Source organism: Niveibacterium sp., from assembly GCF_041909475.1.
In the GTDB taxonomy this organism is placed as follows: Bacteria; Pseudomonadota; Gammaproteobacteria; order Burkholderiales; family Rhodocyclaceae; genus Niveibacterium.
Map to the genome: position 1 here is coordinate 1 of NZ_JAYRDJ010000035.1, position 18,533 is coordinate 18,533.

The 18,533-nt window shown below is 65.9% G+C and carries 18 protein-coding genes; 9 read left to right on the top strand and 9 right to left on the bottom strand.

Features of this window, described 5'->3' with window-relative positions:
- Window positions 1-34 precede the first annotated feature (34 nt).
- On the bottom strand, window positions 35-1,714 hold the full coding sequence (locus ACE3P0_RS17680) for an AMP-binding protein (protein ID WP_374404066.1): 1,680 nt from the start codon (window positions 1,712-1,714) through the stop codon (window positions 35-37).
- Between the two features lie 86 nt (window positions 1,715-1,800).
- On the opposite strand from ACE3P0_RS17680, the gene ACE3P0_RS17685 reads away from it, so the two are divergent.
- A complete protein-coding gene (locus tag ACE3P0_RS17685) occupies window positions 1,801-2,082 on the top strand; it encodes a polyhydroxyalkanoic acid system family protein (RefSeq protein ID WP_374404068.1) in 282 nt (93 codons plus the stop codon).
- Window positions 2,083-2,118: 36 nt separating this feature from the next.
- On the opposite strand, the gene ACE3P0_RS17690 is transcribed toward ACE3P0_RS17685, so the two are convergent.
- Window positions 2,119-2,376 carry an acyl-CoA-binding protein gene (locus ACE3P0_RS17690; RefSeq protein WP_374404069.1) on the bottom strand — a complete coding sequence of 86 codons (258 nt, stop codon included), beginning with the start codon at window positions 2,374-2,376 and terminating at the stop codon, window positions 2,119-2,121.
- Window positions 2,377-2,473: 97 nt separating this feature from the next.
- Between ACE3P0_RS17690 and ACE3P0_RS17695 the strand changes: the two genes are divergently transcribed.
- On the top strand, window positions 2,474-3,943 hold the full coding sequence (locus ACE3P0_RS17695; RefSeq protein WP_374404070.1) for a wax ester/triacylglycerol synthase family O-acyltransferase: 1,470 nt from the start codon (window positions 2,474-2,476) through the stop codon (window positions 3,941-3,943).
- 9 nt (window positions 3,944-3,952) lie between these two features.
- Here the strand turns inward: ACE3P0_RS17695 and ACE3P0_RS17700 are convergent, their stop codons facing one another.
- Genes ACE3P0_RS17700 through ACE3P0_RS17710 form a run of 3 tightly spaced genes read right to left on the bottom strand, consistent with a single transcriptional unit; the run spans window position 3,953 to window position 6,161 of the window.
- Window positions 3,953-4,564 (bottom strand): hypothetical protein, encoded by a 612-nt coding sequence (locus ACE3P0_RS17700; protein WP_374404071.1) that lies wholly within the window; start codon window positions 4,562-4,564, stop codon window positions 3,953-3,955.
- Window positions 4,565-4,595: 31 nt separating this feature from the next.
- Entirely contained in the window at window positions 4,596-5,690 is a 1,095-nt protein-coding gene (gene mnmA / locus ACE3P0_RS17705) for a tRNA 2-thiouridine(34) synthase MnmA (protein ID WP_374404106.1), read from the bottom strand.
- A gap of 24 nt (window positions 5,691-5,714) precedes the next feature.
- On the bottom strand, window positions 5,715-6,161 hold the full coding sequence (locus ACE3P0_RS17710) for an NUDIX hydrolase (protein ID WP_374404072.1): 447 nt from the start codon (window positions 6,159-6,161) through the stop codon (window positions 5,715-5,717).
- Between the two features lie 134 nt (window positions 6,162-6,295).
- Between ACE3P0_RS17710 and ACE3P0_RS17715 the strand changes: the two genes are divergently transcribed.
- The 4 genes from ACE3P0_RS17715 (at window position 6,296) to ACE3P0_RS17730 (ending at window position 8,956) form a co-directional block, all read left to right on the top strand.
- Window positions 6,296-7,216, top strand: coding sequence for a branched-chain amino acid transaminase (locus ACE3P0_RS17715; protein WP_374404073.1), 921 nt, complete (start codon window positions 6,296-6,298; stop codon window positions 7,214-7,216).
- Window positions 7,217-7,228: 12 nt separating this feature from the next.
- Entirely contained in the window at window positions 7,229-7,429 is a 201-nt protein-coding gene (locus ACE3P0_RS17720; RefSeq protein WP_374404074.1) for a zinc-finger domain-containing protein, read from the top strand.
- 76 nt (window positions 7,430-7,505) lie between these two features.
- Window positions 7,506-8,528 (top strand): lipopolysaccharide heptosyltransferase II, encoded by a 1,023-nt coding sequence (gene waaF / locus ACE3P0_RS17725; protein WP_374404075.1) that lies wholly within the window; start codon window positions 7,506-7,508, stop codon window positions 8,526-8,528.
- Entirely contained in the window at window positions 8,525-8,956 is a 432-nt protein-coding gene (locus ACE3P0_RS17730) for a nuclear transport factor 2 family protein (RefSeq protein ID WP_172198062.1), read from the top strand. The genes waaF and ACE3P0_RS17730 overlap by 4 nt, the downstream gene beginning before the upstream one ends.
- Here the strand turns inward: ACE3P0_RS17730 and ACE3P0_RS17735 are convergent.
- Entirely contained in the window at window positions 8,926-9,747 is an 822-nt protein-coding gene (locus tag ACE3P0_RS17735; protein ID WP_374404076.1) for a hypothetical protein, read from the bottom strand. The two genes, ACE3P0_RS17730 and ACE3P0_RS17735, sit on opposite strands and share 31 nt — an antisense overlap.
- Before the next feature lie 124 nt (window positions 9,748-9,871).
- Between ACE3P0_RS17735 and ACE3P0_RS17740 the strand changes: the two genes are divergently transcribed.
- The 3 genes from ACE3P0_RS17740 to ACE3P0_RS17750 all read left to right on the top strand — a co-directional run bounded on the left by ACE3P0_RS17740 (window position 9,872) and on the right by ACE3P0_RS17750 (window position 14,296).
- Window positions 9,872-10,849 (top strand): hydrolase, encoded by a 978-nt coding sequence (locus ACE3P0_RS17740; RefSeq protein WP_374404077.1) that lies wholly within the window; start codon window positions 9,872-9,874, stop codon window positions 10,847-10,849.
- A 49-nt stretch (window positions 10,850-10,898) separates the two neighbouring features.
- Window positions 10,899-12,275 (top strand): phosphomannomutase/phosphoglucomutase, encoded by a 1,377-nt coding sequence (locus ACE3P0_RS17745; protein WP_374404080.1) that lies wholly within the window; start codon window positions 10,899-10,901, stop codon window positions 12,273-12,275.
- Between the two features lie 155 nt (window positions 12,276-12,430).
- Window positions 12,431-14,296 carry a diguanylate cyclase gene (locus ACE3P0_RS17750; RefSeq protein ID WP_374404081.1) on the top strand — a complete coding sequence of 622 codons (1,866 nt, stop codon included), beginning with the start codon at window positions 12,431-12,433 and terminating at the stop codon, window positions 14,294-14,296.
- 11 nt (window positions 14,297-14,307) lie between these two features.
- Here the strand turns inward: ACE3P0_RS17750 and ACE3P0_RS17755 are convergent, their stop codons facing one another.
- Genes ACE3P0_RS17755 through ACE3P0_RS17765 form a run of 3 tightly spaced genes read right to left on the bottom strand, consistent with a single transcriptional unit; the run spans window position 14,308 to window position 18,437 of the window.
- Window positions 14,308-16,194: a potassium transporter Kup gene (locus tag ACE3P0_RS17755; RefSeq protein WP_374404082.1), complete on the bottom strand. Its 1,887-nt coding sequence runs from the start codon at window positions 16,192-16,194 to the stop codon at window positions 14,308-14,310.
- Window positions 16,195-16,218: 24 nt separating this feature from the next.
- On the bottom strand, window positions 16,219-16,908 hold the full coding sequence (locus tag ACE3P0_RS17760; RefSeq protein ID WP_374404083.1) for a response regulator: 690 nt from the start codon (window positions 16,906-16,908) through the stop codon (window positions 16,219-16,221).
- Window positions 16,905-18,437, bottom strand: a complete 1,533-nt coding sequence (locus tag ACE3P0_RS17765; RefSeq protein ID WP_374404084.1) for a DUF4118 domain-containing protein — start codon at window positions 18,435-18,437, stop codon at window positions 16,905-16,907. Before ACE3P0_RS17765 ends, ACE3P0_RS17760 begins: the two co-directional genes overlap by 4 nt.
- Window positions 18,438-18,533: the final 96 nt, after the last annotated feature.

Below are 18,533 nucleotides of genomic sequence, written 5' to 3' on the forward strand. Positions count from 1 at the left end.
CCGCCGGCAAACGGCGGCAGACACGGCAATCCGGTCAGCGCGCCGCGGCGCGCGCTTCGTCGCGCAGGCTGCGGCGCAGGATCTTGCCGACGTTGGTCTTCGGCAATTCCTCGCGGAATTCCACCTGGCTCGGCACCTTGTAGCCGGTGAGCCGCTCGCGGCAGAAGGCGATCAGCGCACGATCGGTCAAACCACCATGCCGTGCCACGACGAAGATCTTCACCGCCTCGCCGGACTTCTCGTCGGGCACCCCAACGGCGGCAACCTCCAGCACATCCGGGTGCGCCGCCACCACGTCTTCGATCTCGTTCGGATACACGTTGAAGCCGGACACCAGGATCATGTCCTTCTTGCGATCGACGATGCGGAAGAAGCCCTTCTCGTCGGCGACCGCCACGTCGCCAGTGCAGAAGAAGCCATCGGAGGTCATCACCTTCCGCGTTTCCTCCGGCCGCTGCCAGTAGCCGGCCATCACCTGCGGGCCGCGCACACAGAGTTCGCCCGGCTGACCGAGCGGCACTTCCTGGCCGGCGTCGTCACGGATCGAGACTTCGGTCGACGGCACCGGCAGGCCAATCGTGCCGTTGTACTCCGGCAGATCGAGCGGGTTGATCGTCACGGCCGGCGAAGTCTCGGTCAGCCCGTAGGCCTCCAGCAACGGCTTGCCGGTCAGCTTCTGCCAGCGCTCGGCAACCGGGCGTTGCACCGCCATGCCACCGCCGAGCGTGAGCTTGAGCGACGAAAAGTCCAGATCGCGGAAGTCGTCGTTGTTCAGCAGTGCGTTGAAGAGCGTGTTCACCCCGGTGATCGCCGTGAACCGATAACGCGCAAGCTCCTTCACGAAGCCCGGAATGTCGCGCGGATTGGTGATCAGCAGGTTCGCGGCGCCGATCCGCATGAAGGTCAGGCAGTTCGCGGTGAGCGAGAAGATGTGGTAGAGCGGCAACGCCGTAACAATCAGTTCCTCGCCCTCTTTCACCCACGGTGCGAGCCAGGTGTAGGCCTGCTGCAGGTTCGCCACGATGTTGCCGTGCGTGAGAATCGCGCCCTTCGATACGCCGGTGGTGCCACCGGTGTACTGCAGGAAGGCGATGTCGTCGCGGCTGCGCGAAACCGGCTGGAAGCCCATCTCCAGGCCGCGGCGCAGCGCCGGCTTGATACGTACCGCACCGGGGATGAACCAGTGCGGCACCATCTTCTTCACATACTTGAGCGCGAGGTTCACCACGCCGCCCTTGATCCCTGGAAAGAGATCGCCCAGCCCGGTGACGATCACCTTCTCCACCGCGGTGCCGGCGATCGCCTCCTGCACCGTGTGGGCGAAGTTCTCCAGCACCACGATCGTGCGCGCGCCGGAATCCTTCAACTGGTGATGCAGCTCCCGCACGGTGTAGAGCGGATTGCAATTCACCACCACGCAGCCGGCCCGCAACGTGCCGAACACGCTGACCGGGTACTGCAGGCAATTGGGCATCATCACCGCAACGCGGTCCCCCGGCAGCAGACCCAGTTCGGTTTGCAGGTAGCCGGCGAAGGAACGCGTCAGCACGTCCAGCTCGCGGTAGCTCATCCGCACGCCCATGTTGATGTAGGCCACCTTGTCCGCGAAGCGCGCAGCGCTCTGTTCGAACACCTCCACGACCGATGCGTACGCATCCAGATCCACGCGTTCCGGCATCCCCGCCGGATAGCTCTTCAACCAGATCGGCTCCATATCCCCTCCTCCTTTTTGCTGCTGTCTTTTTGTTCGGCGGCCTGCTTGGCAGCGCGCCCCCGTTTAGCGCACACTCCCGCCCCACCATGAGCGACATCCATATCCGGCGCACCCACACCCTCACGCCCGAACAAGCCCGGGCGGCAGCCGAACGCGTCGCGGCCGACCTGAGGGACAAACATCAACTCGACTTCGAATGGCAGGGCGATACCCTGGTGTTCCAGCGCTCGGGTGTATCAGGCCAGCTCGAACTCGACGGCGACGCGGTCGAGATCCGCATGAAGCTCGGCTTCCTGCTCGCGATGTTCCGCGGTGCATTCGAGGCCGAGATCCACAAGTTCTTCGACGACGAGTTCGGCGCAGCCTGAACGTAAAAACGGCGGCCCCCTGCCGCCGTTTTCCTGTCAGCCCTTCAGCGCCTTCACCAGCACGATGTACTGGTTCATCGCGTCGTCCCCTGCGGTGCCCTTGAGCGCCGCCCACGCATCGAACTTCGCACGCCCCACCGGATCGGTGAAGCCGGGGCGCTTGCCTTCGCAGTCTCCCTCGCTCGCCTGCTTGAAGAGCGAGTAGAGCTTGAGCAGCGTCGCGTTGTCCGGGCGCTCGGTGAGCGTCTTGGAATCGGCTACGGCTGCCTCGAACAGCGCCTTCAGGTCGCTCATTGCGGTCTCCTTGAATTGTCAGATGCGTGATCAATAGCGGGCGACGCGAACGCGCCGCAGCCGTATTATTGCGCCCAAATACACGGGGGAGGAATCGATGGCGCGCGAGAAGATGTCGAGCATCGACACGGCCTGGCTGCGGATGGACCGGCCAAGCAATCTGATGCAGATCCTGGGCGTAATGGTTTTCGACAAGCCGCTTGATCTTGAGCGCGTGCGCAAAACCCTGCAGATCCGCATGGTCGATCGCTACCCCCGCTTCCGCCAGCGCGTCACATCGAGCTTGACCACCACCTACTGGGAAGACGACGCCGAGTTCGACATCCGCAATCATGTCCGTGCGGTCGCGCTCCCTGGCATCGGTGACCTCGGAGCCCTCAAGGCGCACGTCGCCGATCTGGCGAGCGAGCCGCTCAACCCGAATCGCCCGCTGTGGGAAATGCAGGTCATCGCGACGCCGAGCGGCGTCAACGCGATGGCGGTGCGCATCCACCACTGCATCGCCGACGGCATCGCGCTGATCGGAGTGATCCTGTCGCTGACCGACGAACACCCGGACGCACCTATCGGCCTGCCGCATCCGCCCAAGCAGAAAGCGCATGTCGAGCCGGAGGACGAGGACCAGTTCTGGTGGAAGATCTTCAGCCCGGCCACCGAGGCCTGGCTCAACTCGCTCTCGGTCGGCAGCAAGCTCTGGTTCGGCTATCTCGATCTGCTGATGAACCCCGGCAAGGCGGTAAGCCATGCGCGCATGGGCGCCGCGTTTGCGGCCGAGCTGGCCAAGCTGGCGACGATGCCGGACGATTCGCCGACCCGCTTCAAGGGCAAGGCTGGCATCACGAAGGCGGTGGCCTGGTCCGAGCCGCTGCCACTGCCCACCATCAAGGCGGTCGGCAAAGTGCTCGGCTGCTCGATCAACGACCTGTTGCTGGCCTCGGTGGCCGGCGCACTGCGCAGTTACCTGCAGGAAAAAGGCGACCCGGTGGACGGCATCGAAATCCGCGCGATGGTGCCGGTGAACCTGCGCCCTGCTGGTCAGGCCGCCAAACTCGGCAATCACTTCGGTTTGGTCGCGCTGGAACTACCCGTGGGTCTCGAGAACCCGCTTGAACGTCTGTACGAGACGCGCCAGCGGATGGCAGCACTGAAACACTCCTACCAGGCGGCGGTTGCCTTTGCCCTGCTTGGCGTCGCCGGCATGGCACCGAAGATCGTGCAGCAGGAAGCGCTCGATCTCCTCGCCAACAAGGCGAGCGCCGTAATGACGAATGTGCCCGGGCCGCAGAGCCCGCTGTTCCTCGCCGGCGCGAACATCTCGCAGCTGATGGTGTGGGTGCCGCAGAGCGGCAACATCGGCATGGGGGTCAGCATCCTGTCGTACAACGGCAATGTGCAGTTCGGCCTGATCACCGATCACAAGCACTGCCCCGATCCGGAGCACATCATCAGCCGCTTCGCCGGCGAGTTTGAGAAACTGATGTGGCTGGTGCTGATGGAGCCTTGGGACAAGCTGAGCAACCCGCAAGACGTTGAACAGCACATCAAGGCCGAGCTGGGCGAGAACTGACGCGGTCACTTAATCACAAAGCATCGGCACCAGAATCGAAGTGCGGATACCCTGCCCAGGCGCGCTCAGCAGCACCTGGGTCGGCATTTCCTTGAAACAGACGGCCCCTGCCTCGGTGGCGATGCGCCAAGTCATCGCGCCGTTGTCATCCACCCAGTTGGATTCCTCATGGAAAGGCATCGGGCGACCGAAGCGCTTTTCCAGCGCAGCGGCAACGACATCACGCGGCGCCTCGCGGTGCTCACTCTTCTGGAAGCGCGCGGGATCGAGCGTGCGCTCCTGGCGCGACATTTCGCGCAGCACGCGGCCCACATCGGCCTTGGCGTCTTCCGCCAGTTCGCGGCCGCTGCGTGGCGCCATACCTGGCGGCGTCTCGACAACTGGTGCCGGCGAATTCGCGCTGGCTACCGGAGGCCGTACCAGCCTGCGGTCGGACGCGCGCGGGGACGACGTCGTTCGTTCAGTCGAAACCGCCGCAGACGGTGTCGTCACCACAGGCTCTTCGCGGGCCGGCGGTGGTCGCAGATGCGCCTGGAAGCGCACGGTGCCTGGCGCGAGGCCGGGTCGATAAACCATCACCACGAAACCGTGCGCAAGCAGCGACAGGGCCAGCGCCAACACCAGCCGCTGCGCCCCTCTTGAATCAACAGCTTCAGGCGATGATGCCGCCACCCAGGCAGACTCGCGATTCGTAGACGACGACCGACTGGCCCGGCGTCAGTGCCCACTGCGGTGCGGCGAACGCGATCTCACAACGTTCGGCGTCGATCGCCTCGATATCACAGGGTGCGTCCGGCGTGCGGTAGCGCGGTTTGGCGGTGTAAACCCAGTGTGCGCGCGGCGCTTCGCCGGAGATCCAGTTCAGGTCGATCGCGCTCAGGCGTTCCTTGAGCAGCGCCGGGTGTTCATGGCCTTGCACGACGTAGAGGACATTCTTCTTCACATCCTTGACCGCCGCGTACCAGGCGTCGTGCTCCCCCGCCACATCGTTGCCCTTGATGCCGCCGATGTGCAGGCCCTTGCGCTGGCCGATCGTGTGGTACATCAGCCCTTGGTGTTCGCCGATCACCTTGTCGCCATCCAGCGTGCGGATCTCGCCCGGCTTGGTCGGCAGGTAGCGCATCAGGAACTCGCGGAACGGGCGCTCGCCGATGAAGCAGATACCGGTCGAATCCTTCTTGTCGAACACATGCAGGCCGGCCTGCTCTGCGATCTGCCGCACCTCGCGCTTGTAGAGGTGGCCGAGCGGGAACAGCGTCTTCGACAACTGCGCCTGGTTCAGGCGGTAGAGGAAGTAGCTCTGGTCCTTGGTGCCGTCCTCGGCCTTCATCAGCTGGTGACGCGTGAGCCCGTCGTTGTGCCACTCGCGCACCTGGGCGTAGTGGCCGGTCGCGATCTTGTCGGCGCCGAGCTGCATCGCGTGATCCAGGAAAGCCTTGAACTTGATCTCGCTGTTGCACAGGATGTCCGGGTTCGGCGTGCGGCCGGCCTCGTACTCGCGCAGGAAGTCGGCGAACACACGGTCCTTGTATTCCTTGGAGAAGTTCACGACTTCGAGGTCGATACCGATCACGTCGCAGACCGACGCGACGTCGACCAGATCCTGCCGCGTCGAGCAGTACTCATCGTCGTCGTCGTCTTCCCAGTTCTTCATGAACAGGCCCGTGACCTGGTAGCCCTGCTGTTTAAGCAAGAGCGCCGCCACCGACGAATCCACACCGCCGGACATGCCGACCACCACCTTCATGCCATTGCCACTCATGGTTTGTTCTCAGTCGTAATGCCGGATCAGGTCCAGCGGAAAGCGCCGGCCGGCCAGGTAATCGTCAATACAGCGCAGCACCAGCGGGCTGCGATGCCGTTCGGGGCTCGCAGCCAGCTCATCGCGCGTCATCCACACCACGCGCAGGATGCCCTTGTCGAGCGCGCGCCCTTCCTCGAAACCATCGAGTTCAGCCGAAAAGGCGAAGCGGACGTAGGTGATCGCGCCATCCGGTCGCGGCCACTGATACACCCCGACCAGCGCCTGCGGCAGCACGCGGTGCGCGGTTTCCTCAAGCGCCTCGCGCGCGCAGGCCGCGAGCAGGGATTCGCCTTCGTCCAGATGGCCGGCGGGCTGATTCAGGCGCACGCCATCGATTGTTTCTTCTTCCACCAGCAGAAAGCGGCCTGCGTTTTCAACCACGGCCGCCACGGTGACATGCGGATTCCAGCCCATCCTCGGCTCCGGCGGGAAAAGCCGCATTTTAGCGCGCGGCGGGCTGGCTGCCGGAGTGAGGGCGGAATCGGCTAAAATCTCGCCTTTCGCCGGCTGCTGGCGATGCAACAACACAATTCCAAGGGGGAATGCTCATGTCGATGGCCGATCGTGACGGGTTCATCTGGTTCGACGGCAAGCTCGTGCCGTGGCGCGAAGCCACCACGCACGTGCTGACGCACTCGCTTCACTACGGCCTGTCGGTATTCGAAGGCGTACGCGCCTACAAGACCGATTCCGGCACCGCGATCTTCCGCTTGAAGGAACACACCGACCGCCTCTTCAACTCGGCGCACATCTACATGATGAAGATGCCGTTCGACAAAGAGACGATCAACGAAGCGCACAAGGAAGTCGTGCGCGCCAACAAGCTTGAGAGCTGCTACATGCGCCCGATCGCCTTCTACGGCTCGGAGAAGATGGGCATCTCGACGCGCGGCGCCACCGTTCATGTCGCCATCGCCGCTTGGCCGTGGGGCGCCTACCTCGGTGACGACGGCCTGGAGCGCGGCATCCGCGTGAAGACCGCGTCGTTCGCCCGCCACCATGTGAACGTGACGATGCCGCGTGCCAAGCTGGCCTCGACCTACGCCAACTCGATCCTCGCCAACCTCGAAGCGACCGGCGACGGCTACGACGAGGCGCTGCTGCTCGATACCGAAGGCTTCGTCGCCGAGGGTGCGGGCGAGAACGTGTTCATCATCAAGGACGGCGTGATCGTTGAACCAGAAATCGCCTCGGCGCTCACCGGCATCACCCGCTCCACGATCCACACGCTGGCGAAGGAACTCGGCTACACGATCGTGACCAAGCGCGTCACGCGCGACGACATCTACATCGCCGACGAAGCCTTCTTCACCGGCACCGCAGCCGAAGTCACGCCAATTCGCGAGCTGGACAACCGTACCATCGGCAGCGGCTCGCGTGGCCCGATCACGGCCAAGATCCAGGCACGCTTCTTCGACCTGGTGAACGGCCGCTTGCCCGAGCACAAAGACTGGCTCGCTTACGTCTGAGAGGTTTGCGCAATGCCCGAGAATCAGGACAAGAACCAGCCGATCGCGGTCACCGCGAATGACCTGCCGCTGCACTGCCCGATGCCGGACGCCCCGCTGTGGGCACGGCATCCACGCGTGTTCCTCGACGTGCTGAAGACCGGCGATGCTGCGTGCCCCTACTGCGGCGCGAAGTATCACTTCACCGGCGAGCGCCCGAGCGGACACCACTGAGCAAACCCGGGTGGCAGCCGCCCCCGGCACGCACAGCGGATCGGGGGCTTCGGCCCCCGTTTTCATTGCGAACCCGATGACCCGGATTCTGATCGTCACGCCGAACTGGATCGGCGACTGCGTTGCAGCCCAGCCGCTGTTCATGCGCCTGGCCAAGCGCCGCCCCGATGTCGTGATTGATGCGCTGGCCCCCGCCTGGGTTGCCCCGGCGCTGCAAGCGATGCCGGAGATCCGCAAGGTGATCCCGAACCCCTTCGGGCATGGTTCGTTTGATCCGGTCGGTCGGTGGAAGCTCGCACGTTCGCTCGCCGGCCAGTACGACGAAGCCTTTGTGCTGCCGAACTCGTGGAAGTCGGCGCTGATTCCGCTCTTCGCCGGCATTCCGGTACGCGTCGGCTTCATCGGCGAAGCCCGCTACGGCGTGATCAACCGCGCTCACCGGCTCGACAAACAGGCGTTGCCGCTGCAGGTGGAGCGCTACGCGCAACTCGCCGAAGCCCTCGGCGCAGCACTCGAACGGCCGCTGCCGAATCCACTGCTGCAACGCGAGGCGTCGGCCGTCGCCGCAACGCTCGCCAAGCACAATCTGGCTGCCGCACCGAAGCCGGTGGTGTTCTGCCCCGGCGCCGAATACGGCCCTGCCAAGCGTTGGCCGGAACGCCACTTCGCCGAACTGGCCCGCCGCCTCAAGGCTGAGGGCCATCCGGTATGGATTCTCGGTTCGAAGAAGGACGCGGTGGTCGCTGACGAGATCGTGCAGCTATCGGCCGGCGCGGCGGAGAACCTGTGCGGCAATACCTCGCTCGCCGACGCGATCGACCTGATCGCCCACGCCCGCTTTGTGGTGACGAACGATTCGGGCCTGATGCATGTCGCCGCCGCGCTCGGCACGCCTCTGGTCGCACTGTTCGGCTCGACTAGCGCGAACTACACGCCGCCGCTTTCCGATCGCGCCGCGGTGATCTGGCTCAAGCTGCCCTGCAGCCCCTGTTTCAAACGCGAGTGCCCGCTGGGGCACCTCGACTGCCTCAACAAGATCACGCCCGAGATGGTCGAAGCGCAAGCGCGCGACCTGCTGGCCCAAGGAGGCCCCCGATGAAACCCGTATTCCACGCCAGCGTCGAAGACGCCGAGGCGGCGTTCTACGACGCGTTCAACCGTTGCGACCTCGAAGCACTGATGGCGCTGTGGTCCGAAGGCGATGAAGTCGTCTGCATCCACCCGGGCGGCGCGCGCCTCGTTGGCCTGCATGCAATTCGCGAGGCCTGGAAGCAGCTGTTCGAGAGCGGCCTGCGCCTGCGCCTGCGGGTGCACCACGGCGTGTTCCATTCGAGCCCGATGCTCGCAGTGCGCAGCGTGCTGCAGCATGTCGTGGTGGAAGGCGAAGACGGCATCCCGCCGCCGATCATCGCCACCAACGTGTATGTGCGCGGCCCGTTCGGCTGGCGCATCGCGATGCATCACGCCTCGCCCTCGCCCGAGAACACCAGCGGCTATCAGGACGACACGCCGCGCATCGTCCACTGAGCGGCCGGCCGACCGGCCCCAGCCTCCACCGCCGGGCTGGCAAGCTTGCGCAAGCGGAACGCCCGCCACACGAACCACGCGCCGGCCGCGGCAAACAGATGCTTGAGCGTGTGGCCGCTGACACACTGCGTCAGGTCGAGCACCGCGCCATCCGCCACTTCAAGCAGTTTGGCGAACACATAGCAGCCCACCGCAGCCAGCCACAGACGGCGCTGCGACCATGCCAGCCCCGCCCGCCACTGCAGTAGCGGCGCAACGATCATCAGACCAAGTTGCAGCGCCAGATAAACGCGCAAGTCACCCGGCGCCAGCCACAGCGCATCGTTGCTCAACGCCACACTGCCGGCAGCCAACGCGAGCAGCGTCGGCAACCAACCCAGCGGTGGCCGCACGCTCGAACATTCTTCCAGCACCGCCGCGAACAACGCACCACAGGCCAGCGCGATCGGCAGGCGATCCCACACGATGCGCGCGTCGTCCGGCTGCAGGTGATACCACCAGGACCCTGCCGCCGTCAGCGCAATCGCGATGAAGAAGGCCTGCATCGCAACGCGGACTCGCGGCGTCAGCCAGCGGCCACGCCCGATGCCCAGCAGGCCAAGCGCCCCCACCCAGAGGAAGGGCAGATTCGACAGCACATCGGCCGCGCGCGGCAGCTCGCCCCAGGCGCGCTGATCAGCAAAGGCGTGGTAGTGCGCAGGGGTGTGGAGCGGCCCCGCGAGCGCCAGCACGAGGATGATCAGGAAAACCGCTGCAAGCGGTGCGTGGTGTCGAACAGACTGCCGGTCCATCGTTTTCTCCATGAGACTTTGTGGGCGGCAGCCTGCGCTGCCGCATTGAAACCGTCATCCGGCGCCGGCGCAGTGGCATCATCCGATACTCGACGATGCAATATCCGCCACCGCACACCGCGCCATGACGCCCCGCTCCGCTCCGCTTCCGCCGCCCTACCGCGCGCCAGCCTGGCTTGTCGGCAGCCACGCCCAGACAATCTGGCCGCTCGCGATCAAGCCCCCGCTACCACCCCTCACGCGTGAGCGCTGGGAGACGCCGGACGGCGACTTCATCGACGTGGACCTGCTCGCCCGCCGGCCGGGCAAGCCCTTGGTCGTGCTCTTCCACGGCCTTGAGGGCTCTAGCCGCAGCCACTACTCACGCGCCCTGCTCGCGGCACTGCATCGGCATGGCTGGAACGGCGCCGTCGCGCATTTCCGCGGCTGCTCGGGCGAACCGAACCGCTTGCCGCGCGCCTACCATTCCGGCGACGCGGACGAGATCGACTGGATCCTTCGCCGCTTCGCACAACGCTTTGACGATGGCCCGCGCTATGCGTCAGGCGTGTCGCTCGGCGGCAATGCGCTGCTGGTGTGGGCGGCACGTGAAGGCGAGCGGGCGGGCACGGTGGTCGAACGCGTCGCATCGGTGTGCGCACCGCTGGACCTGACTGCCTGCGGCCACCACCTAGCGCGCGGCTTCAACCGCGTCTACACACGGAACTTCCTGTCGACGCTGAAGGCCCGCTGCATCGACAAGCTCGATCGCTTCCCGGGCGCCTTCGATGTCGCGAGACTGCGCAGCGCACGCAACCTGTACGAGTTCGACAACGTGATCACCGCGCCGCTGCACGGTTTTGCCGGGACCGAGGATTACTGGACACGCTGTTCGTCGAAGCCCTTGCTGCCGCAGATCCGCGTGCCGTCGCTGGTGCTGCATGCCCGCAACGACCCGTTCATCCCGCGTTCGGTGTATCCGCAACCGGACGCGCTATCGCCCTCGGTGCTGCTGGAGCTTCACGACCAGGGCGGCCATGTGGGCTTCGTCGAAGGCGCTTTCCCCGGCCAGCTGGACTGGCTGCCGCGGCGCCTGTTGCACTTCTTCGAGCATGGCAACTGAGCGGTAAGCAGACCGCGCTCACCGGCGAAAAACGATTGAGGATTCCCTGATGTCCGTCCCCGCAGAATCGATCTTCAAGGCCTACGACATTCGCGGCATCGTCGGCAAGACGCTGACGGCAGAGTTGGTTGCGCAGATCGGCCGCGCGATCGGGTCCGAAGCGCGCGCACGCGGCCAGTCGACGATCGTCGTCGGCCGCGACGGCCGCCTTTCCGGCCCGGCGTTCGTGCAGGCGCTGAGCGAGGGCATCACACGCGCCGGCATCGATGTGATCGAGATCGGTTGCGTGGCGACACCGCTGACCTACTTCGCCGCGCATCAGCTCGGTACGCATAGCTGCGTGTCGATCACCGGCAGCCACAATCCGCCTGAGTACAACGGGCTGAAGATGGTGCTTGGCGGCGAGACCCTGCACGGCGCGATGATCCGTGACCTGCGCCGCCGCATCATCGAGGGCGACCTCAGCGAAGGCGCCGGCACGATCACGCAGACCGACATACGCCCCGCCTACCTCGCCCGCATCCTGTCGGACGTAAAGCTCGCGCGGCCGATGAAGATCGTGCTCGATTCGGGCAACGGCGCGGCCGGCAATACCGCGCCGGCACTCTTCCGCCAACTCGGCTGCGAGGTGAGCGAGCTATTCTCCGAGGTTGACGGCCACTTCCCGAACCATCACCCGGACCCGAGCAAGCCGGAGAATCTCGCCGACCTGATCGCGGTGCTGAAGCATGGCGACGCCGAACTGGGCCTCGCCTTCGACGGCGACGGCGACCGCCTTGGCGTGGTGACGAAGGATGGCGAGATCATCTACCCCGATCGCCAGCTAATGTTGTTCGCCGCCGATGTGCTGTCGCGCGTGCCGGGCGGCCAGGTGATCTACGACGCAAAATGCACCCGCCACCTCGCGCCCTGGATCCGCCAGCACGGCGGCGAGCCATTGATGTGGCGCACCGGCCACGCGCTGATGAAGGCCAAGCTCGTCGAGACTGGCGCACCGCTGGCCGGCGAGCTGAGCGGCCATGTGTTCTTCAACGAGCGCTGGTACGGCTTCGACGACGGCCTCTACACCGGCGCACGCCTGCTCGAAATCCTCTCGCGCCATGCGGACGCCAACCCGGTGCTCAAGGCGCTGCCCAATGCGATCAGCACGCCGGAAATCAACGTAAAGATGGCCGAAGGCGAAGCCCCCGAACTGGTGGCCCGACTCATCGCCGCGGCGCAGTTTGAGGGTGAAGTCGAACGCATCACGATAGACGGCCTGCGCATCGAATACGCCGACGGCTTCGGCCTGATGCGAGGCTCAAACACCACGCCGGTACTGGTGCTGCGCTTTGAAGCCGACAACAGCGCCGCGCTGGCGCGCATTCAAGCTGATACGGCGCGGGCAATACACGCGCTGCGACCGGACCTGGTATTGCCATTCTGATCGGCTGCGCTCTGGCGCGCGGGGCCGCACTTCCCGCCTGGCGCGCTGCGTGGCATACGCCGGTACGCGCTCGATCAGCAAGAAACCAGGATTCACGACGCGCACGCAGGCAGGCATACTGACGCGGGAGATATTCCCACGCCGAGCCGAACCACATGCACGTTCCGCCACGAATCCAGCGTTGCCTGTGCCTCGTCACGGTTTGCCTCGGGCTGCTCGCCAGCGCGCCGGCCCGGGCTGTCGATGCCCTGGCGCTGCGTGCGGCGCTGGATCACGACCCCTACACCACCGCGCGCGAGGCCACCCAACGAGCCGCTGCGGCGCGCAGTCGCGGCGACAAGCCCGTGCTGCTCGAATCCCTGACGCAGGTCGCGATGGCCTACAACCTCGTAGGCGACTCGGTATCCGCCCAGCCATCGATGGTCGAGGCACAGCATCTCGCCGCGGAACTCGGCGATGCGGACGCCGAGGCGCTGCTCGCTGCGGTTGACGGCGAAATCAAGTCTGCCGACAACCGCCTCGCTGACGCCCAGCGCGCCTTCGATGCCGCGCAGGAAGCACTGAAACGCGCCGGCAACAAGGACACCGAGGCCATCGTGCGCAGTCAGTACGGCTGGTTCCTGGCGCGATCGATGCAGCATCCCCAGGAGGCCGCGCTCGAGTTCGAAGCGGCGCTGTCGCATTTCGAGAAAACCGGTAATCGCACACGTGAGGCTGAGCTGCGCTACATGTCCGCCTCGCTCTACGACCGCCTGCGCGACCCCAAGCGCGGCAACGCAGAACGCACCAAGGCGCTGGAGCTGATCAATCCGGCGCACCAGGCCTACCTCGCGGCAACGATCTACTTTGAACTCGGTTCCGTCGCACTGAGCAACGAGAACCGCGGCGAGGCCGATCGCGCGTTGCGCCGGTCAATCGAACTGAGCCGCAGCATCGGCGACAAAATCGGCGTGGCCTTTGCCGAGTTGACGCTGGCCGATGTGCTGATCGACCAGGGCAATGCGCGCGAAGCAGTGGAAACGCTGCGTCGCGCCGGGCCGGTGCTCGCCGCCGGCCAGAACACGCTGGCGGTCGCCGGTGTCGACGTGCGCCTGGCAGATGCGTTGTCGATGCTGCGCGACCCCGAGGCCTGGGCCGCATTGGCACGCTCAAAACCGGTACTGATGGCCAGCAACACCATTCAGAACGAAAGCACCTACTGGCGTGCCGAAGCACGTGTGAATGCCGCTTTCGGACGCTTCGAACAAGCCTATGCGGCCGTGCAGCGCCAGGTACGCGCACAACAAAGGCTGTTCGACTCGCAACAGATACAGGCGCTGACCGAGCTCTCGGTACGCTACGAAACCCAGCGGCGCGAAGCGGAGAACACGCGACTCAAGCTCGCAGAAGAGCTCAAGGACGCCACCATCGCCGCTCAACAGGCGCGCCAGCTTGCGCTCGCGGGTGGGCTCGCGGCGGCAGTCGTGGCGCTGCTCAGTGGCGTGATCCTGCTGCGCCGGCAAGTGGCGCAGAAACAAGCCTTCCGCTCGCTCGCGCTCCACGATGAGCTGACCGGCGCGCCCAACCGCCGCGCCGTGATGCAGTTCGCCGAGTCGGTGCATGCGCGGGGGCGTGCTTCGCAGCACGGCCCGGTGATCGCCCTGCTCGATCTGGATCACTTCAAGCACATCAACGACAACTACGGCCACGACATCGGCGACGCCGTGCTGCGCAACTTCTACAAGGCCGCCGCCGCCGCGATACGGCCGGACGACATGCTCGGCCGTGCCGGCGGCGAAGAATGGCTGCTGGTGATGCCGGTGGCGCAGCCTGGTGCCGAGCAGGCGGTGTTCGAACGCATGCGCAATGCGGTGGCCAACATGCCTTCCGACGGCCTGCCCGCAGGGCTGAGCGTGAGTTTCAGCATGGGCGTCGCACGGCTGCAACCCGGCGAGGCGCTCACGCATGTACTGCGGCGCGCCGACCTCGCGCTGTACGAGGCCAAGCAGTCCGGCCGCGACCGGATGGCGATCGCGGCCTGAGACCGCGTTCGTCAGATCGCGATCTGGCTGCCCAGCTCCACCACCCGGTTCGGTGGCAGTTTGAAGAAGGCCGCCGCGCTGGTCGCATTGCGGAACATGAACTCGAACAGCCTTTCGCGCCACAGCGCCATGCCCTCGCCCGGTGTCGGCAACAAGGTTTCGCGGCTGAGGAAGTAAGAGACACGCATCGGGTCCAGTGCAAGCTCCTGCTCGGCACACCATTCAAGCGCCGCCGGTACATCCGGATCCTCCATGAAACCGAAGTACAGACGCACGCGCCAGCAGCCACCGGCGATGCGCTCGACCAGCACGCGCTGGGCCGGCAGCACGCGCGGTTGCGGCAGGAAAATCACGCTGGCAAACACTGTCGTCTCGTGCATCACCATGTTGTGCTTGAGGTTGTGCAGCAGCGCGCGAGGTACCGTATTGCCGCGAGGCGACAGAAACACCGCCTCGCTCGGCACCCGTGCCAGGCCCGGATCGGCGACCAGGCTCTCGATGAAGGGCGCGAGCGGGATGCCTTCACCCTCGCTGCGCTTCGACAGCTGTTCGCGCCCGCGGCGCCAGGTGGACAACAGCAGGAACAGGAATCCGCCGAACAACAGCGGGAACCAGCCGCCATCGAGGATCTTGGTGCCGTTCGCGAGCAGGAAAGCCGTCTCGATCGTCATAAGCGGGCCCCACACCAGCACCGCGACCCAGGTCGGCCATTTCCAGTCGCGTCGCACCAGTGAGAAGGCGAGCACCGAGGTGATCACCATCGTCATCGACACCGCAATGCCGTAGGCCGCCGCGAGATTGCTCGATGAGCGGAAGCCCAGCACCACCAGCACCACGAGCACCAGCAAGGTCCAGTTCATGAAGGGCACATAGATCTGCCCCATCTGCGCACCCGAGGTGTGCTGGATCGAGATGCGCGGACAGAAGCCGAGCTGGATCAGCTCGCGCGTTACCGAATACACGCCGCTGATCAAGGCCTGCGAGGCGATCACCGAAGCCGCCGTCGCGAGTGCGACCATCGGATACACGCCCCAGCCAGGCACCGCAAGGAAGAACGGATTGCGTACCGCCGTCGGGTCGCTGATCAGCAGCGCGCCCTGGCCGAAGTAGTTCAGCAGCAACCCCGGCAACACGACGAAAACCCACGCGAGCCGGATCGGTCGCGCGCCGAAATGCCCCATGTCGGCATACAACGCTTCGGCGCCGGTCACCGTGAGGAACACGGCGCCCAGCGCCAGGAAGGCAATCGACCCGTGCTCAATGAAGAAGCGCACCGCATGGTGCGGTGAGAGCGCGAACAGCACTTCCGGGTGGCGCACGATGTTGGCGAGCCCGACCAGCGCAAGCACGCCGAACCAGATCGCAACCACGGGGCCAAACACGCCACCCACTTTGGCCGTGCCATGCTTCTGCACGAGAAACAGCCCGACGAGGATCGCGAGCGTGATCGGCACCACAAAGCGTGTTGCTGCCGGCGTAGCGATCTCCAGACCCTCTACCGCCGACAGCACCGAAATCGCCGGCGTGATCACGCCATCACCGTAAAACAGCGCTGCCCCCGCCAGACCCAGCACGATCACCGCGATGTGCTTGCGCGGCCGCGATTCGCCGGCATGCCCCAGCACCCGTGCCATCAGCGCCACGACGCCGCCCTCGCCGTGGTTGTCGGCCCGCAGCACCAGCACCACGTACTTCAGCGTGACGACGATGAACAAGGTCCACACGATCAGCGAGAGGATCCCGTACACATTGTCGGGCGTAGCCGCGAGCGGATGGTGCTGCTGCGTGAAGGCTTCCTTCAGTGCATAGAGCGGGCTGGTGCCGATATCGCCAAACACCACGCCCAAGGCAGCCAGCGTCAGCGCCGCCTGCGAGTTCTTTTCATTGCTGTGTGACATCAAGATTCTCCGGTCGCACCCGCTTCACACGATGAAGCGGTAGCCGACCCCTGTTTCGGTGATGAAATGCTTTGGCCGTGCCGGATCCGCTTCGAGCTTGGCGCGCAGATGGCCGACGTAGATGCGCAGGTAATGCGCCGACTCGGCATAGGCCTGTCCCCACACCTCGCACAGCAAATGGCGATGGGTCAGCACGCGCCCCTGCCCCGCCACCATGGCGACCAGCAGGCGGTATTCGGTGGGCGTCAGGTGCACCGCGTCACCAGCGCGCGTCACCTGCTGGCGGGCCAGGTCCAGCACCACGTCGCCGAACGCCACATGGGCCTGTGGCAGGCGAGCTTTGAGCTGGCGCCGTAGCAGCGCACGCACGCGAGCCAGCAGTTCGGGCATCGAAAACGGTTTGGTCAGGTAGTCGTCGGCGCCAGCGTCCAGCGCCGCCACCTTCACCGCCTCGTCGTGCCGCGCCGAGAGCACCAGTACCGGCGCAGCGGACCAGTCACGCAGGCGGCGCACGAACTCGGCACCATCGCCATCGGGCAGGCCAAGATCCAGCACCACCAGCGCCGGGTTGCGGTTGGCGGCGTCGGTCAGCGCCTGGCGCAAGGTACCGGCTTCGTGCACCGCGTAGGCGTCGCCACGCAGTGCGTCGGCCACCAGGGCGCGGATGCGCGGCTCATCCTCGACCACCATCACCAGATCGGCGTGCGCAGTCATGCTGTGGGCTCCTCTTCGATCGCGGGCATGTCGCGGCGCGGCAGCACCCATTCGAAGATGCAGCCATGCGGCGTATTGGCACGCACATCGATACGCCCGCCGTGCAACTCTGCCACCGCGCGGCAGATCGACAGCCCCAGGCCCGACCCGCTCGGCCCGCCCTCAAGCTGCCCGCGCGCAAACGGCTGGAACAATGCGTCCGCGTCCCCTGCCGGCAAGCCCGGGCCATCATCCGCCACGAGCAAACGCATCTCGCCGGGCGGCGCACTGGCATGGATGCGGATCTCGCTGCCCAGGGGCGTGTAGCGCTGTGCGTTGTCGAGCAGATTGGCAACCAGGCGCGCGGCCAGCACTGCATCGCACTCCACCAGGGGCAGCTCGGCCGACACATCGATGCGCGGACGATGGTGGGCAAGCTGCGGCTCGAGCGTCGCGACCGCAGCGCCGACAATCTCCTGCATCGACTCCCACTCACGCCGCAGTGCGACACCGCTTTGCAGACGGGCCATGTCGATCAGGTCGTTGGCAAAGGCGCCGAGCGCCAGCGCCTGCTCACGCAGGCTCGCGAGTGTCTGCGCTGTCGCCGGCGCACTGGCCAGCGGCGAAGCGGCAAGCGCGTCGCTCAAGCCGACCAGCACTGTCAGCGGCGTGCGGATATCGTGCGACAACGCAGCGAGGATCGTGTTGCGCAGGCGCTCGCGCGCCATCTCGATATCGGTGCGCTGCGCCACCTCAACGTAGTGCAGGCGTTCCAGCGCGGTTGCCGCCAATGCGCCGAGGGCGGCGACCAGTTCGCGCGTCCGCATGTCACGCGCAGCCGGCGACAGCTCGGCCACCAGCACGCCACGCGGGCGGCCCGCGACCCGCAGCGGCTGGACATGCAGATCGTGTTCGAGCGCGGGCGGGTCAGCCCAGTCGAAAGCGGCCTCGGCTTCGAGCGCCAGACTCAACGCGCGCGTCGGCACGCAGGCGGCCGGCAGGTCGCCGCCACACGCGACGGTCGCCTCGCCCGCGTTGTACTGCCAAAGCTGAGACCTGACCCCGCCTTGCTGGCGCAACACATCCTGCACGATTTCGGCCGCCTGCTCGGCTGCATAGCAACCCGCGAATCGTTCGGCCGCTGCATACAGCGCCGCCGTCTCTTGCTCGCGCGCCGCCGCGCGGGCCGCCTCGGCGCGCAAGCGCGCCGTCAGCTCGGCCGACACCAGGCCAACCAGCAGCATCACGGCAAAGGTGACGAGGTATTCGAAGTCGTGCACCGCGAGCGAGAAGCGTGGCGGCACGAACAGCAGGTCGAAAGCCACCACGCTGCCCACGGCGCAGAGCACCGCCGGGCCACGCCCGTAACGCACGGCGATCCCGACCACGCCCAGCAGGTAGGGCATCGCGAGGTTGGTCAGCGCCAGATCCGGCAGCACCAGCACGCCGCCAGCGCTGACCAACGCGACGATTGCCAGCGCCGCAGCGTATCCGCGCGCACGTGGCGGCGTCGGTTCAACAGGAAGTGATGGCTTGGGGATCACAGGCACGGCAGTGGAATGGCTCGATCGGAAGCCTAGCGCCGTCCGCGTAAACGCGACGCAAAAGTTTGCACTGACGATCGCTCAACATTACCGAAGCGCTGC